The organism is Hathewaya histolytica (assembly GCF_901482605.1).
Classification (GTDB): domain Bacteria; phylum Bacillota; class Clostridia; order Clostridiales; family Clostridiaceae; genus Hathewaya; species Hathewaya histolytica.
On record NZ_LR590481.1, the window covers coordinates 337,209 to 353,968 of the forward strand.

General features: G+C 28.4%; 14 protein-coding genes. 11 read left to right on the forward strand and 3 right to left on the reverse strand.

Translation table 11 applies throughout. The features are described 5' to 3' along the window. Positions 1–78 precede the first annotated feature (78 nt). The 6 genes from FGL08_RS01615 to FGL08_RS01640 all read left to right on the forward strand — a co-directional run bounded on the left by FGL08_RS01615 (position 79) and on the right by FGL08_RS01640 (position 6,062). Positions 79–1,734 (forward strand): glutamine--tRNA ligase/YqeY domain fusion protein, encoded by a 1,656-nt coding sequence (locus FGL08_RS01615; protein ID WP_138209147.1) that lies wholly within the window; start codon positions 79–81, stop codon positions 1,732–1,734. Positions 1,735–2,038: 304 nt separating this feature from the next. After that, positions 2,039–3,049, forward strand: coding sequence for an LCP family protein (locus FGL08_RS01620; RefSeq protein WP_138209148.1), 1,011 nt, complete (start codon positions 2,039–2,041; stop codon positions 3,047–3,049). Between the two features lie 169 nt (positions 3,050–3,218). After that, complete coding sequence (locus FGL08_RS01625; RefSeq protein WP_138209149.1) at positions 3,219–3,968, forward strand: anaerobic carbon-monoxide dehydrogenase catalytic subunit; 750 nt, start codon at positions 3,219–3,221, stop codon at positions 3,966–3,968. An 89-nt stretch (positions 3,969–4,057) separates the two neighbouring features. Beyond that, a complete protein-coding gene (locus FGL08_RS01630) occupies positions 4,058–4,261 on the forward strand; it encodes a hypothetical protein (RefSeq protein ID WP_138209150.1) in 204 nt (67 codons plus the stop codon). Between the two features lie 163 nt (positions 4,262–4,424). Further along, complete coding sequence (locus FGL08_RS01635; protein ID WP_138209151.1) at positions 4,425–5,138, forward strand: M48 family metallopeptidase; 714 nt, start codon at positions 4,425–4,427, stop codon at positions 5,136–5,138. A 72-nt stretch (positions 5,139–5,210) separates the two neighbouring features. Next, positions 5,211–6,062: a YybI family spore inner coat protein gene (locus FGL08_RS01640; protein ID WP_243117921.1), complete on the forward strand. Its 852-nt coding sequence runs from the start codon at positions 5,211–5,213 to the stop codon at positions 6,060–6,062. A gap of 128 nt (positions 6,063–6,190) precedes the next feature. On the opposite strand, the gene FGL08_RS01645 is transcribed toward FGL08_RS01640, so the two are convergent. After that, a complete protein-coding gene (locus tag FGL08_RS01645; protein ID WP_138209152.1) occupies positions 6,191–6,691 on the reverse strand; it encodes a dihydrofolate reductase in 501 nt (166 codons plus the stop codon). 1 nt (position 6,692) lies between these two features. Further along, entirely contained in the window at positions 6,693–7,484 is a 792-nt protein-coding gene (locus FGL08_RS01650; protein ID WP_138209153.1) for a thymidylate synthase, read from the reverse strand. 218 nt (positions 7,485–7,702) lie between these two features. On the opposite strand from FGL08_RS01650, the gene FGL08_RS01655 reads away from it, so the two are divergent. Next, positions 7,703–8,653, forward strand: a complete 951-nt coding sequence (locus FGL08_RS01655; RefSeq protein ID WP_243117922.1) for a ribonuclease H1 domain-containing protein — start codon at positions 7,703–7,705, stop codon at positions 8,651–8,653. A 127-nt stretch (positions 8,654–8,780) separates the two neighbouring features. Here the strand turns inward: FGL08_RS01655 and FGL08_RS01660 are convergent, their stop codons facing one another. Beyond that, complete coding sequence (locus tag FGL08_RS01660) at positions 8,781–10,601, reverse strand: PAS domain-containing sensor histidine kinase (RefSeq protein ID WP_138209155.1); 1,821 nt, start codon at positions 10,599–10,601, stop codon at positions 8,781–8,783. A gap of 349 nt (positions 10,602–10,950) precedes the next feature. Between FGL08_RS01660 and FGL08_RS01665 the strand changes: the two genes are divergently transcribed. The 4 genes from FGL08_RS01665 (at position 10,951) to FGL08_RS01680 (ending at position 16,749) form a co-directional block, all read left to right on the forward strand. Continuing rightward, positions 10,951–12,945, forward strand: coding sequence for a methyl-accepting chemotaxis protein (locus FGL08_RS01665; protein ID WP_171011947.1), 1,995 nt, complete (start codon positions 10,951–10,953; stop codon positions 12,943–12,945). A gap of 171 nt (positions 12,946–13,116) precedes the next feature. After that, positions 13,117–13,779 carry a cobalamin B12-binding domain-containing protein gene (locus FGL08_RS01670; protein ID WP_138209157.1) on the forward strand — a complete coding sequence of 221 codons (663 nt, stop codon included), beginning with the start codon at positions 13,117–13,119 and terminating at the stop codon, positions 13,777–13,779. A 69-nt stretch (positions 13,780–13,848) separates the two neighbouring features. Then, positions 13,849–14,868 carry a methylcobamide:CoM methyltransferase MtbA gene (locus FGL08_RS01675; protein ID WP_138209158.1) on the forward strand — a complete coding sequence of 340 codons (1,020 nt, stop codon included), beginning with the start codon at positions 13,849–13,851 and terminating at the stop codon, positions 14,866–14,868. A gap of 69 nt (positions 14,869–14,937) precedes the next feature. Beyond that, positions 14,938–16,749, forward strand: coding sequence for an ASKHA domain-containing protein (locus tag FGL08_RS01680; protein ID WP_138211235.1), 1,812 nt, complete (start codon positions 14,938–14,940; stop codon positions 16,747–16,749). Positions 16,750–16,760: the final 11 nt, after the last annotated feature.

Genomic DNA, 16,760 nt, shown 5'->3' on the forward strand with positions numbered 1-16,760 from the left:
GAATTAGGTTAAGATATTAATACATATAGTAAGGTTATAAAGTTTTAAATATCAGTGATATAGAAGGAATGGTGAAGCATGGAAAATAAAAATAGTTCATCAAATTTTATTAAAAATATAATAAAGGAAGATTTAGCTTCAGGAAAGCATAAGGAAATAATTACACGTTTTCCACCTGAACCAAATGGTTATTTACATGTAGGGCATGCTAAATCTATAGTTTTAAATTTTGAACTAGCGAAAGAGTATAGTGGAAGGGCAAATTTACGTTTTGATGATACTAATCCTATAAAAGAGGATACGGAATATGTAGATGCTATAAAGAAAGATATAGAGTGGCTTGGATATAACTGGAATGAACTTCATTTTGCATCTAACTATTTTGATGAAATGTATCAAAGGGCAATTTTATTAATAAAAAAACAAAAAGCATATGTATGTGAACTTACTGCAGAGGAAATAAGAGAATATAGGGGAACTCTTACGGAACCAGGTAAGGAAAGCCCTTATAGAAATAGAAGTATAGAAGAGAATTTAGACTTATTTGAAAGAATGGCAAAAGGTGAATTTAAGGATGGAGAAAAGGTATTAAGAGCAAAGATTGATATGAGTTCTTCAAACATAAATATGAGAGATCCTATAATTTATAGAATATCTCATACGAAACACCACAATACAGGAGATAAGTGGTGTATATATCCAATGTATGATTTTGCTCATCCTCTTGAAGATGCTATAGAGGGAATAACTCATTCACTATGTTCACTTGAGTTTGAAGACCATAGACCACTTTATGATTGGGTGGTTAGCGAATGTGAAATGGAGAAAGTTCCAAGACAGATTGAATTTGCAAGGTTAAATATAACTAATACTGTAATGAGTAAAAGAAAGCTTAAATTGTTAGTAGATGAAAAAATCGTGGATGGATGGGATGATCCTCGTATGCCTACTATAGCAGGATTAAGAAGAAAAGGATACACACCAGAATCTATAAGAAACTTCTGTAGGGAAATAGGGGTTGCTAAAAGCAATAGTATGGTGGATTCCCAAATGTTAGAACATTTTATAAGAGAAGATTTAAATCCTAAAGCTCCAAGGACTATGGCAGTTTTAAGACCTCTTAAAGTGATTATAACAAATTATCCAGAAAATGAAACCGAAATGCTTGAACTGGAAAATAATCCAGATGATCCTTCTATGGGAAAAAGATTAGTTTCATTTTCAAGAGAAATTTATATAGAAAAAGAAGATTTTATGGAAGAACCTCCTAAGAAGTATTTTAGATTATTCCCTGGAAACGAAGTAAGATTAAAGGGTGCTTATTTTATAAAATGTAACGATTTTATAAAAGATGAAAATGGAGAAGTTATTGAAGTGCACTGTACCTATGATCCAGAAACAAAAAGTGGAACAGGATTTACAGGAAGAAAGGTTAAAGGAACAATTCATTGGATAGATGCAAAAGATTCATCATCAGCAGAATTTAGATTATATGAACCATTAATCTTGGATGGAGAGAATCAAAGTGATAACTTCCTTGAGGCTATAAATCCAAATTCCTTAGAAGTGTTAAATGGATATGTAGAAAAGAATATAAATAATGCACAAAAGGGAGATAAGTTTCAATTATTTAGACACGGATACTTTAATGTAGACATTAAGGATACAACAGAAGATAAGTTAGTGTTTAATAGAATAGTTTCTTTAAAAAGTTCTTTTAAAGTATCTAAGTAAAAGTATATAACCTTATTATTTATAGGCATTGACTCTTAGTTAAGATTCAATGCCGTATTCAATTTAAAAACTAAAGTAAAGTTATGATATTCTCGATATAATAAGAATATAAGTATAGTAAGATTTGTTACAAATTTGTAATACCTATTTCTTATTAAATGGAGTAAAATGATAATATATGAAATTGAAGAATAAAAATGTATAAATAGACAGGTATATTTAAAAATATGTAATTTTTTAGTACTATTAATATGTTTATACTATTAATTTATATTTTTATTATGTATAGGATGGAGAGGATAAAATGGGAAGAAGATCTGTAAAGAGAAAAAGATCTGCAAAGAAAAAGGTGTTGTTAATTATAACCACAATCATAGCTATTTTTTTTATAGCCGGTGTAGGAACATTCGGGTATTTTTGGAACAAGCTTAATTCTGTAAAGAAGGAACCTATTAAAAATGTTGAAATATCAGATGAAGGTAAAGCTTTGGAAAGTAAATATAAGGATGAACATGGAAAGGAAATAATAAATATAGCTTTATTTGGTTTAGATAGCAGAAGTCTAAACGGGGATGATAGCCCAAGGTCAGACTCAATAATGGTGTTAACCTTAGATAAAGGAAGGAAAAAGATAAAATTATCTTCAATAATAAGAGATAGTTATGTAGATATTAAAGGAAGAGGAATGGATAAGATAAATCATGCTTATCATTTTGGAGGACCAGAACTTGCAGTTAGTACTATAAATAAAAACTTTGGACTAGCAATAAAGGATTTTGCAGCTATTAACTTTTATGGGCTAGGGACGGTTATAGATAATATTGGCGGAGTAGATGTAGATATTACAAGTGAAGAATTAAAATACATTAACAATTATATAAATGAAATAGCAAGAATAGAAAAAGTTAAACCAACACCAGTTACTAGAACAGGAAAACAAACATTAAATGGACTTCAATCGGTAGCTTATTGTAGAATAAGATATACTTCAGGAGGAGATCATAGGAGAGCAGAAAGACAAAGATACATATTATCTGAAATGTTAAAGAAGGTAAAGAATGTAGGGCCTACAAAATATCCTGAATTAGTATCAGAATTACTACCTAATGTAAAGACATCTTTGGGCTCAGGTGATATTGTTAAATTGGGACTTGATGTTATGTCAATGGATATTGGAAATATAGAACAAAAACAATTCCCAGCCAATAGTAGGGGACAAGGAAAGATGATTAAAGGTATTTATTATTTTGTTTGTGACTTAGAGGGTACAAAAGGCGATATGCAAAATTATATATATAAAGATATAAGTAAATAATTAAAATAAGAGATACAAAAATACTTTTGTATCTCTTATTTTTTATATATTATTGTCTACATATTATAAAAGTTTCTAAGAAAAATAGGACATACATATTTACTACGGGAACAGGAAAACTAAAGGCATATGTAATATAAATTTATATGTAAATGTTAGGAGGTTTTTTATGGATAATGATGTTAGTGATTTCTTTTTTAGAACCTTTAATGAACTGAGCAATAATAAATTAAACTCAGAAGAATTAATTAAACTTATAATAGATTTTGGAAAAGTGAATTTAAGATATATGCAACTCTGGGATAAGGATAATAGTGAAAATGTAGATTTTATTTCTTGGATTAATAATGATTTACATCTTAAAATTTTTGAGGGAAGTGAAGAGTATGAATTTACGAGGTATGTAACTTTATTGTATAAAGAAGAACTTATGGGGAGTATAGAGACCGGAAGTTTAAAACACTTTTTGTTGCTCAGGGAGTGTTATAATGAAGGTTTAGAAAGCGAATATTTTACAAAGGTTGTTGAAAAAGCACCAAAGGATACAATAATACTGGCATTAGCTTGTGAAAAAGATATATTTAATAAAAGTGAGTTTGAAACTATAGGTAATATACCAAGGCTTTTAAATATAGGAGCATATAATGATACTTATGATGTTATAAGGATACTTTTAGCATTATCTAGAATGTTCAAATGTCATGTAAATAAGCTTCCTTTATCCTTAGTATTATCATTGAATGAAGAACAGGATATGGTTGTGTTATTAACATTAATTTCACTAGGTATAAAAAATATTAGATTAGTAGTAGATTTAGAGGAACTAATGCCAACAAATGTATACAAAGTTTTAGTAGATAAGTTTGGAATTAAGAAAATATCTACACCAGAAGAAGATTTAAAAGAAATATTAATATAAAATAATTTAATCTTAAAGTGCAAACTATAATTGTGTAAATAATAATAAACTCTTGTAAATTAAATCATAATACAATAAGGAGTGATAATATGAGTAATTCAAAGAAAAAAGCTATAGCAGTTAAGAAAATAGGAAATTATACAAAGAATGCTGTAGAAAGCTTTGAAAATAATATTGTAAATCAAACTAACTATTTAGAAAAAGTAAAGAAAGATGAAATGGAAGATAAATTTAATCAGGAAGAATCTAAGAATAATTACTCTAAAGAGAATAGCTTTATAGATTTACACTAATAATTAATATTAATTTTAAAAATGGTATAAATAAAATTAATAGAAAAATATATAATTTAGGAGATTCAGTATTTCTCCTAAGTTATATATTAAACTCTATCTAAATAAAACTTTTGATATTACATTAAGTAGTAAATAAATTTCAGGTTTTAAAGGAGTTATTATGGAATTTTATTTTGTATATGAGAATGGACAAGCTAAAGTTAAAGTAGATTTTAAAAATAGAAAAAGTATTAAAATAAGTGTAGAGGATGATAAAACTATAAATGTAATCTCACCTTTATTTTTAGAAGAGGAAAAAGTAAGGGAGGTTATAGAAAATAAAAGAGTGTGGATAGAGAAACACTTAAGATTTTATAAAGAGAAGTTATCTGGATATATACAAAGAGATTATAAATCAGGGGATAAGTTTTTATATTTTGGGGATGAATATTCCCTGGTTGTGGATAAAAACCCTAAGCTTATTAAAGTTACGTCTGATTATAATGAGAAAAAGCTTTATGTTATATCACCTAGAGTAGATAAGGAGAATATAAAAGAGCTACTATATAAATTTTATAGAGAAGAAACTGCAAAAGAGGTTAGAAGAGCTATTAATAAATTTCAGATATACTTTCCTATGAAACCTACGGAAGTTGTTATAAAAGACCAGAAAAGAAGATGGGGAAGCTGTACATATAAGAACAAAATCTTACTTAATTTTCGATTATCTATGGCTACAAGAGGCGTATTAGAGTATGTCGTTTTACATGAAATGTGTCACATGGTACATAAGAATCATTCTAAGGATTTTTGGAATTTAGTACATTATATAATGCCTGATTATAAAGAGAAATCAATATGGCTTAAGGAAAATGGGGCAAAAATAGAAGTATAAAGATTATTTAGTACCCTTTAAAATAAAAAGCATAGTATAATATTGAATGTGAATTTTTAGGGGGGAGAAAGTATGTATATTAACATACCACCTAATGTTAATATTGCAGAATCTGATAAAGGTTTAGATGAGATTAATGTTAAATCTAACAATGTATATTATGAAGACGAGTATACTCGTAGTGAAAAGAATAGTAAGTTTAAGCCACCTAAAACTATAGATGGATATGAAGTTCTAGATTTTAAAAAATCTGATGTTACAGGAGATGGATTCCCAGAGTATATTTATTTACTAGGTAAAAGTAGGAATGACTCACCTAATTTTAAAGAAGATATTCATTTGTTTATACAAGATGGAAGAACTAAGAGAGTATATTATATAACTATGAAAGATAATGCTGGATACGAGCCAGAACTATTTTTAGGAGACCTTACTGGAGATGGCATAAATGATATTTTTGTAAGTATAGGATCAGGTGGTAGTGGCGGTTTCTATTATTATTATATTTTTAGTTATAAAAATGGGGATTTTGTAAAGATTTTTGATCATGAGGATTTTAGTAATAGTCAAAAATATAATGTTAACTTTAGAGATTATTATAGGGTAGAAGTAGTTAGTGTTGATGGTAAAGAAAAGTTTATTATAGATATAAGTCATAGAAGTAGGGAGTATTTAGACCAGTATTATGATAAACTAGGGAAGTTAAAAAAACCAGTCAGTGGTGATGTTACAGGACTTAATGTGTTATTTCCCATATACTCTACATTCGGAGTAAAAAATAAATTTGATCTTTTTGCAATTCAAAGAATTATAGGAACTTATAGTGCTGATGGATTAGGATATCTTCAAACATATTTATCTTTTGAGGATGGAATATTTAAAAAAGTATGGTCACAAGTTGCTATAAATCAAGTAGGGAAATAGATATAAAATTATCACTATAATTTATAATTTTGTCCTATTGTTAAAAAGAGGATTCAACATCAATAAATTTTATCATGTTGAATCCTCTAATGTTATTACATACTTATAGAATTTTTGATTATATAGTGTTACTTATCTTCTGTTTTTCGTTTATAAGTTAGGTAGTCATAATCATATGGATTACTTTCATTTTGAAGTCCTTTTTCTGACTCTAGAAGTTCCCATTGGTCTTCATCATATTCAGGGAAAAATGTGTCACCTTTGAAGTCTTCATAGATTCTAGTTAAATATAGGTTGGAACTATGTGGAATAAATAATTCGTATATAGTTCCTCCTCCAATGATAAAATGCTCTTCATCATCCTTAATATAGGTATCTAACTCTTCTATATTATTTATTATTTTGACATTTTCATTATCTACCGTATAATTTTTATCTCTTGTTAATACTATATGTTCTCTTTCTGGTAATACTCCAGGAAGAGATTCGAAGGTATTTCTACCCATAATAATTTTTTTCCCTTTAGTAATTCTTTTAAATCTTTTAAGATCTTCAGGGATGTGCCAGATTAACTTATTGTTTCTCCCAATTACATTATTATTAGCAATAGCAACAATAATAGATAACATATTATATAGCAACCTCCATAGAAATTTTACCATGATTTTTGTAGTCTACTAATTTTATGTCTTCAGGTGCAAAATCATAGAAATTTTTGATTTCAGGATTTATCCAAAGCTTTGGTGCCTCATATTGTTCATTCTTTCTAGTTAGTTGAATTTTTATACCTTCCATATGATTTTCATAGATATGAGCATTATTCATTACATGTGTAAATAGGCCTGGTTTTAGACCTGTAACTTGGGCAATCAAATGAACAAGAACAGCATATTGAGTCATATTGAATGGTACACCGAGGCAAAAATCAGCACTTCTTTGAACTAGCATACAGTTTAATCGTCCATCGCAAACATCCCACATAGTAAGGAAAGCACATGGTGGAAGGGCACCAGTTTCTATATGTGGTATTTGCCATAAGTTTATCATCATCCTTCTATCTTGAGGGTTTGTTTTTAAGGTCTCAATTAATTTGTCTAATTGGTTATACTCTTTAACTACCCAACCATATGCTGTACCTATAGTACCATCTTCTAAAGTCCATTCATCCCAAATGTGGACATTTTGTTCATGAAGTTTTTTAACATCATTAGATTGATCCTTATATATCCACAATAATTCTTTTACAGCAGTTTTAAATGCTACAAACTTTGTTGTTAATATGGGGAATTCTTTTTCTAAGTCAAATTGCATGGTTTTATGAGGTAGCTTGTATGTAGCAACACCTGTTCTATTTTGGTCATAATAACCATTATTTAAGATGTCTTCAGCAATTTGAAGATACTGCTTATCTGCAAGACTCATTATATTCACTCCTTAATATATTTGTATAAGGTTTATATAAATTATATTATAATAAACCTGTAATGTAAAAATAAAAATTATCTATTATGACTAATTATTGCATTAATAAATTATAAAATACTATATTAAGTTTTAATGTGAGTTGCAGTTTCTAAAATTTAACTTTAAAATTAGGTTATAAAAATATATTAAAAATATTTAATTGAAAGGAAATAAATATGGGTAAAAAAGTATATGCCGTAAAAGAGGGTTTTGATTCTTTGAAAGGTGAAAGAGTTCAGAATAAAATATACTCTACATGGAATGAATGTTTAGCTGTAGTAAAGGGAGTAAAGGGAGCAAAATATAAGAGTTTTCAAAGTATTGAAGATGCCAAGGAATATTTAAAAGATCATAAGATGCTACTTATAAAGGGGGTAGACCCATATCCTTCAGATTGTATTCAAATATATGTTGATGGTAGCTATAATACACATACAAAAAAGTATTCCTATGCTCTTGTAGTCGTGGAAGAAAAAGTAATAAAGTACATGGAATCTGGTGTAGCTGAGGATAGTTCTGAAAGTAGGTTAAGACAAATACTGGGAGAACTAAAAGCTGCACTAAGATCCTATGAATATGCTATTAAAAATAATAAAAATAAAATAGTACTTTTCCATGATTATGAAGGGATTTTTCACCATGCCATAGGTACATGGGATAGAAAAGATTCCTCATCTAAATTTTATTATGAAAAATTTAATGAGTATACAAAAGAAGGTTTAGAAGTTGTATTTGTAAAGGTTGATAGCCATACAGGAGATCTATTTAATGAAATTACAGATAATTATGCAAAAGTAGCTGCAGGTTTAGAAGTAACAGGAGTTGTGGATAAATTATTAAAAATAGAAAATATATATGTTGAAAATGAAGAAATAAAAGAAGAAGTTATTAAATTACTAAAGATAAAGGATAATAGCGATAATATTATATTAAAAGGAGAAAGTAGACTTACTAAAAGCAATGATAATTGCAAAGAAGATTTAAATGTTACAGGAGTTAAATTAGAGCAAAGCAATTTTAAAGAACATATAAATAAATTAAAGGGATTAGATAAAAATAAAAAGAAAACTTATTTAAAGAAATTAAAGAAAGAAGATATAATCAATTTAATTTTAGAAATTATATAGATAAATATTATGATGTAAAATAAAAAGTAGTAATTTTAAATTTTAAATTTTGAAATTACTACTTTTTATTCCCTCATAATTAAAAGATTTATTATTAAGAAATCAGTATACAGGAGTATAATATATATTATATATAAATATCTGAAAATTCTATATTTATAGTATCTATCTTATTCTCATCTAATATAGGCATGGCAAGGTGTTTACAGCATTTAGGCGAATCTAAGGATCTACATGGAAGTTTTATTATAAAAGTAGAACCTATGCCAAGTTCGCTTTTTACAGAGATTTCACCATGATGCATGTTTACTAATGAGTTAACTAAACTTAAACCTATACCACTACCTTCCTTTTCCCCTTTAAGATGCTTATCGGCTTGTATAAATCTTTGAAATATAATATTACGTTTATCTTTAGATATGCCTATGCCAGTATCTTTTACATAGATATAAATACTATCATCCACGTTTTTCATCTCAACTTTTATACTACCATTTTCCGTAAATTTAACTGCATTAGAAATAAGGTTTAACATTATTCTTTCAATTTTTTCTGGATCACAGCAAATAAATTTTTCCTCTATATCTGTATCAAATATAAGATTAAGTCCCTTATTTTCTACATACTCAGACACAGAAAGAGTTATGTTTTCAACTATGCTAACGATATTACAATTAACTAAGTTTAACTTATAATAACCTGCATCTATTTTGGTGGAATCAATTAGATTATTTATAAGCTTCATAAGTCTAAAACAGTTTTGTTTTATTATGTCCATCCTTTTTAGTAGTTTACTATTTCCAGAGCAAATAGCCTCTTTATTTAGCTCTAAATTTAAAAGTTGAAGAGCTGAATACATGACATTAATAGGAGTTCTAAGTTCATGTGAAATATCAGCAAAGAATTCTGCCCTTAATTTATCATGGGCTAGTGTTTCTTGAAGGATTCTGTTATTTTCCTCCATCTTTTTAGAGAGTTCCTCGGCTTTTTTCTTATCGCTTATATCCCTTAATGAGAATATTACACCATTTATTTTATTATGACAGTCATAGATGCATTTATATAAACATTCAAGCCATACATATTCATTTTGTGAATTTCTAAATAGTAACTTTATATTCTTTTCTTTATTATTAATAAGCATATCTTTAAATTCTTTTTGAAAAAGCTTTCTATGTTCCTTATGAACATAATCAAATATATTTTTTCCTACTAAGTAATTCATGTCATAATTCAATATTTTTTTACAAGATGGAGTTATTTGATTTATGTGTCCATCTATAGTAGTAATGCAAAGTATATCTAGAGAATTATTTATCATTTTTAACATAGTATCGTATCTAGTTAATAGTTCAGCTGGTTCTATATTATATTCATTTATACAATTATGTTTACTAGACATGTTTTTTAGTCTACATGCAATTTGTATATTTATAGAATTCAAAGAACTAACTATAAATGGTTCATTGAATATAGATTTTGAAGTACTTTTTAAAAATACAAAGCATTCTATAGAATTTTTAAAAGTTAGTGGTATTAATATATAGTCTAGGTAGTCTTTATAATCATTTCTCTCCTCTTTTTTTAAAAGTTCTTTCATAGTAAATATAACTTTATATTCCTTTTTATTAGAATATGTATGCATACACTTATTTATAAAATAATCAATATTTAAGTTATACTCTTTACAAGGAATATAATTTATTGATAGTTCCTTACCTAATCTATCAGAAGACATATCAATAAATATATTATCATTTTTAGTTCTACGTATAATTGATATATTCTCAACATCTATAATATAACTATAAAAATTAATTAAGGAATAGTATAGATCTTCTTCATTTGTACATGTTAGGATTGTTTCATTAATATCTGAAATTAAGTTGTTCCATTCGTGAAAATTACCTTTATGTAAATTTTCTTTATAGAAATCTAAAAGACACATACTAATCTCCTCACTCTTCTAAAACATCTTTGGAAATATTTTCTTGTTAACATATTCTACAAATAAAACTAAAATCCTTCTAAAATAAATAAAAATAGTCATAATTAAATGTAAATTTAAGTTTACCTCAAAAAAAGGTTCAAATTTAGAGTGGATTGTATATATTTCTTTCAAATACATAAAGAAAATAAAAAAAACTCGATAATATATATAGAGAAACTATTACTGTAGAACGGAGATGATCAAAGTGCAAAGAATAAATAAAAGGCTTAATATTAAAAGTCTCAAAATTAAACTTATAATATCAATTTGTTTAGTTATATGTATAGGTTTTGGGATAATAGGGGGTGTGGTATATTACAAAGTTAGAAAAGAAACATATAAAAACTATGAAACTATAATTTCAAATCAGATAACAGATTTAGAGAGAATAATAGATGAATATACAGATAATATAAAACAAAATGTAAATATGTTAGCAGCTGATCGTGATATTGCTTCTATAGATAAGAGAATTACAGAATATATAAGTAAAAAGGGTACCAATGGTAAAGTACCTATGGAACCTATGAAGTCTAATGATTATGAGAAAGGTGTATATCAAGATTTTGAAAATTTTACAAAGGCTCATATTGAAGTAGATACGACTTTTGTTGGAGTAGATGATAATGGGGGATATTTACAGTATCCCAGCTCATCAAGAAAAGAAGGTTATGATCCTAGGGGAAGAGATTGGTACACACAATCAAAAGGTAATTTAGATGACGTTGTATATTCTAATGTTTATATAAATAGTAATAATGCCACAGTAATATCTTGCACAAAGGCTTTATTGGATGATAAAAAGGCTTTGCGAGGGGTTATAGGTATTGATATGAGTGTTAAAAATATACAAGACATAATAAAAAGAGTTAAAGTTGGTGATGAAGGATACATAGTATTATTAGATAAGAATGATACAATAATAGCACACCCTAAAGATTCTAAATTCTTATTTAAAAATGTTAAAGAGTTAGGAATTAACGAATTAAATGAAATAAAAAACCTTAAGAAAAAAGAATTAAAAACCAAACTTCCAGATGGAAAAGAATATAATATAAAATTAAATGTAGGGAGCAATACAAATTTAGGATGGAAATACATAACTATAGTTCCTAGTGGTGAATTTCACAAAAATGCTAATGCTATAGGAAAAACAATGTTAATAATATTAGTAATGGCTATGATAGGTGCTATACTAATTGGTATCTTAATATCTACTAATATTACTAAACCTATAAAATATGTAGAAAAACATTTGAAATTTTTAGGTGAAGGAGACTTTACTAAAAATATTGACAAAAAATATCTAAACTTAAAAGATGAAGTAGGAGAAATTATTAAATCAACTAATACTATGCAAGATTCCATTAGAAAAGTATTAAATGAAATAAAAATGCAATCTATGAGTATAGATAAAGAGGCAGAGGTATTATTTTCATCTTCAGAAGAGATGGTTGCATCTTCTGTAGAAGTTTCTAATGCTATAGAAGATACATCTAAAGGAACTACAAATCAAGCGGAGAGATTGGTTGAAGTAAATACAATATTAAATAATTTTAGTGATAAAATAGGGAAAATTGCTATCTATATTGATAATGTATATAACAATATAGATGGAATAGGTAATATGACAGAAGAAAATAATAAAGAAATGGAAGTAATGATAACTTTCATGGAAAGTCTTAAAAGTACATTTAGTGAGTTTAATTTTGTTATAGAAAGCTTAGGCAATAGAATAACAGAGGTAACCGAGATTATTTATATAATAGATGGAATATCAGAACAAACTAATCTACTTGCATTAAATGCCGCTATTGAAGCAGCTAGAGCTGGAGATGCAGGAAGAGGATTCGCTGTTGTAGCTGATGAGATAAGAAAACTTTCTGAGCAAAGTAAGGTATCTGCGGAAAATATTAAAAAATTATTATTACAAATAGAAAAAGACTCAGAAAAAATTGTAGGTGAATCTGAACATATAAACAATGAATTTATGAAGCAGCAAAATATAGTTAAAAAAACTATGCATTCTTTCAATACTATTTCAAATTCAATTGTAGATATAATTCCTAAAATCCACGAGATAAATAATTACTCAAAGAATATGGAGAAAGAAAAAGATTTAATAGTAAATACCATAGAAGAGATATCTGCAGTATCTGAAGAAATCTCAGCTGCATCAGAAGAAATTGCAGCATCATCTGCTAATATGAGCGAAGTTTCAAAAGGGGTATCTAGTTCTGCTGAAAATCTAGATAGTATGTCTGTAAATATGCTAGAGAGTGTAAATAAATTTAAATTGTAAGGTTTTAATAAGAAGGTTTATTATTGTAATGCATAGAATATATCTATAATAAGTAAAAAGATTATAGATATATTCTATTTTTATTATATATTTTCATAATGTAAAATGATATTTGAAAATTGTAATAATAACTATGTTTTTATTTAAAATTATATGTTAGGGGGTACTTAAATGTCAGACTTAAAACAAGCTATTTTAGAAGAGCTTTCAGCATCAGTTGTAGACATGGACGAAGAATTGGCAATAGAAGCTGCTGATAAATTTATTGAAAATAATTTTGAGGCTTATGAAGGAATTGTAGATGGACTAGCTGTTGGAATGGAGAAAGCTGGTCAATTATTTGAAGAAGAAGAATATTACATACCTGAATTATTGATGTGTTCAGATGCAATGTATGCTGGTTTAGATAAATTAAGACCTTATTTAAAAAAAGAGGATACAAAAGATACTTATAAGGCTGTAGTGGGAGTTGTTGAAGGTGACACTCATGATATAGGGAAAAATTTATTTAAGATTATGCTTGAAACTACAGGGTTTGAAGTTTTAGATTTAGGAAGAGATGTTCCACCATCAGAGTTTATAAAAAAAGCTAAAGAAACTGGAGCAAGTTTAATAGGAATGTCTACTTTAATGACTACTACTATGGATAACATGGAAGTTGTAATTAAGTTATTAGAGGAAGAAAAGATGAGAAATGATGTAGTAGTTATGGTTGGAGGAGGACCAATTTCTCAAAATTTTGCTGATAAAATAGGGGCAGATGGATATGCACCAGAGGCATCAAAAGCTGCAAGACTTGCAAAAGAACTAGTTAAGAGTAAAATTGGAGCATAAACTAGAAAATATATTATACAATTCAATTGAAAAAATGAAGAATTTAAATTTAATTAGGAGGTGCTTTTTTTGCTGACGCCAAAGGAGCGATTATTTAAGGCTCTGAAAAAAGAGACTGTAGATCGTCCACCATGTATATGCCCAGGTGGAATGATGAATATGATAATTTCAGATGTAATGGACATAGAAGGTGTTAAATGGCCTGAGGCTCATTCAGATCCCAAAATGATGGCAGACTTAACAGAAGGAATTTACAAAAATGGTGCCTTTGAAAATTTTGGAGTTCCATTTTGTATGACTGTAGAAGCAGAAGATATGGGTGCCAAAGTATTTATGGGGACTAAAGTTAACGAGCCTAGAGTTGTTGAGTATCCAATAAAATCCGTTACAGAATGGAGAAATCTTACAAATATAGTTGTAGATAAAGGTAGATCTAAAGTAGTATTAGATGCAATAAAAATACTAAAAGAAAGAAATTTAGATGTTCCAATTATAGCTAACTTAACAGGACCAATTAGCCTTGCATCATCTTTAATAGAACCAGTGGATTATTATAAAGAACTTAGGCGTAAACCAAAAGAAGCTCATGAATTCATGGAATTCGTTACAGAAAATCTAATAGCTTTTGGAAAAGCGCAAATAGAAGCAGGAGCAGATATTCTTACGGTATCAGATCCAAGTGGGACGGGAGAAATCTTGGGACCTAAGTTATTCTCAGAATTTGCAGCATATTATTTAAATAAGATATTAAAAGAATTGAAGCCTGTAGCTAAGGGTGGTACTATAATTCATATTTGTGGAAGAATGAAAAGTGTTTATAAGGAACTTAATGAACTTCAAAGTGATGCTCTTAGTTTTGATTCTATAACATCTACAAGAGAAGTTATGGAAAATGTAAAAGATAAAGCTATAATGGGAAATGTAAGTACATTAGCTTTAGAAAAAGGTACACCAGAAAGCATTAAAAATATATCTAAGGTATGTATAAGAAGTGGCGTTAATATACTAGCCCCAGCATGCGGAGTTGGACCTAGGACAAGTCTTCAAAATTTAAAAGCCATGGTAGATGCTACTAAAGAAAGTAAATAATCGATTAATTAAAGGCTTTCAATACATATTGAAAGCCTTTAATTAAATCATATGAAAGGGTGTGGACTTATGGACACTATAAAGGTTTACCCTGAAGGGAAGGTTATAGAGTACAGAAAAGGGGAAAAGCTTTTAGATATTTTGCAAGATAGTGGGGTTATACTAGAAAGTCCTTGCGGAGGAAATGGAACTTGTGGAAAATGTAAAGTCAAGATTCTAAGTGGAGAATTTAATGAAATAACTGAAGAAGAAAAAAGACGCCTTAAAAAAGAGGAGTTAGAAAACGGCGTAAGGTTAAGTTGCCTTATTACACCTAAAGGAAATGTAGAAGTAGAACTATTAAATGCTAAGAGTAAAAAGCATAAGATATTATCAGAAGGATATATTCCAAACTTTAAATTAGGTCCTACTATAAGTAAAGAAGTGATAACTTTAGAAAAGCCTACACTAGAAAATAATATTTCATATGAAGAACTTTTAGAAAAAACTTTAGGAAAAAGTGTTAAATTGCAAGATCCAGAATTTTTACAGGAGTTAAGCAATTCTTTTATAGAAGAAACTGCTACTGTTGTTTATTCAGGAGAAGAGATAATAGGTATTGAGAAAGGTGATACTAGAGATAAGCTTTATGGAGCTGCCGTAGATATAGGTACAACTACTGTAGTGCTTTCCTTAATAGACTTAACTACAGGATTAGAAGTTGGGGCAGAGACAGCAATAAATCCTCAAAAGGAATATGGATTAGATGTTCTATCTAGAATAGAATTTGTAAAAAAGAAACCAGAGGGACGAAAAATATTACATAGAGCTATTATAAATTGTTTAAATGAGCTATTAGAAAGTTTATGTGATACAAATCATATAGATATTGAGAATGTATATGAGATTTGTATAGGGGCAAATGCAACAATGATGCATTTACTTTTAGATATAGATACTCGTGCTATAGGAAAATCTCCATATGCTACAGTGTTTTCAAGGGAGAAATATTTATATGGAAGAACTATTGGTTTAAAAGGGTCAAAGTTTAATAAATTATATTGTCTTCCAGGGGTTTCTAGTTATATAGGAGCTGACATTGTAGCGGGGGCTGTGGTTTCGAGGTTAAAGCATACAAATGAAAATATATTATTTATTGATATAGGTACCAATGGAGAGATTATATTATCTAAGAAAGGAGAATTAACTTCTTGTTCTTGTGCAGCTGGACCAGCTTTAGAAGGAGCTAATATTAGTTGTGGTATGAGAGCAGCAGAGGGGGCAATTGAAGGTATTCAAATATCTAAGGAAGATGGAAGAGTAGATATTCAAGTAATTGCCGATGAAAAACCAGTAGGCATTTGTGGAAGTGGGATATTAGAAGTTATAGCAGAGCTTTGGGAAAATAGGATAATTGTTAAATCGGGAAGGATCAAGAAGGCCTCAGATTTAGAAAAAGAGGGGTATACAGAGGTTTCAAAGAGGGTTATAGAAGAAGATAAAAAGAGAAAGTTTGTAATCTTAGAGGGGGAAGAGCCTATAGTAATAACTCAAGAGGATATAAGACAAGTTCAGTTAGCAAAAGGAGCTATATCTTCAGGATTCTATGCATTACTAGATCTTATGGAAATTACTATGGATGATTTACAAAAAGTTGTTATTGCTGGCCAATTTGGAAAACACCTAAAGATAAGTAGTTTAACTGGAACAGGAATAATTCCTGAGAAACTTAGAGATAGAATAGAGTATATAGGAAACTCTTCAAAGACGGGAGCATTAATGTGTCTTTTATCAAAAGATATAAGAGAAGAGATGGAGAAGACAGCAAAGGACATAAAATATTTTGAACTATCTACAAAAGAAGGATACGAAAAATTATTTACTAAGTGCATAACCTTCTAAGAATAAAGTAA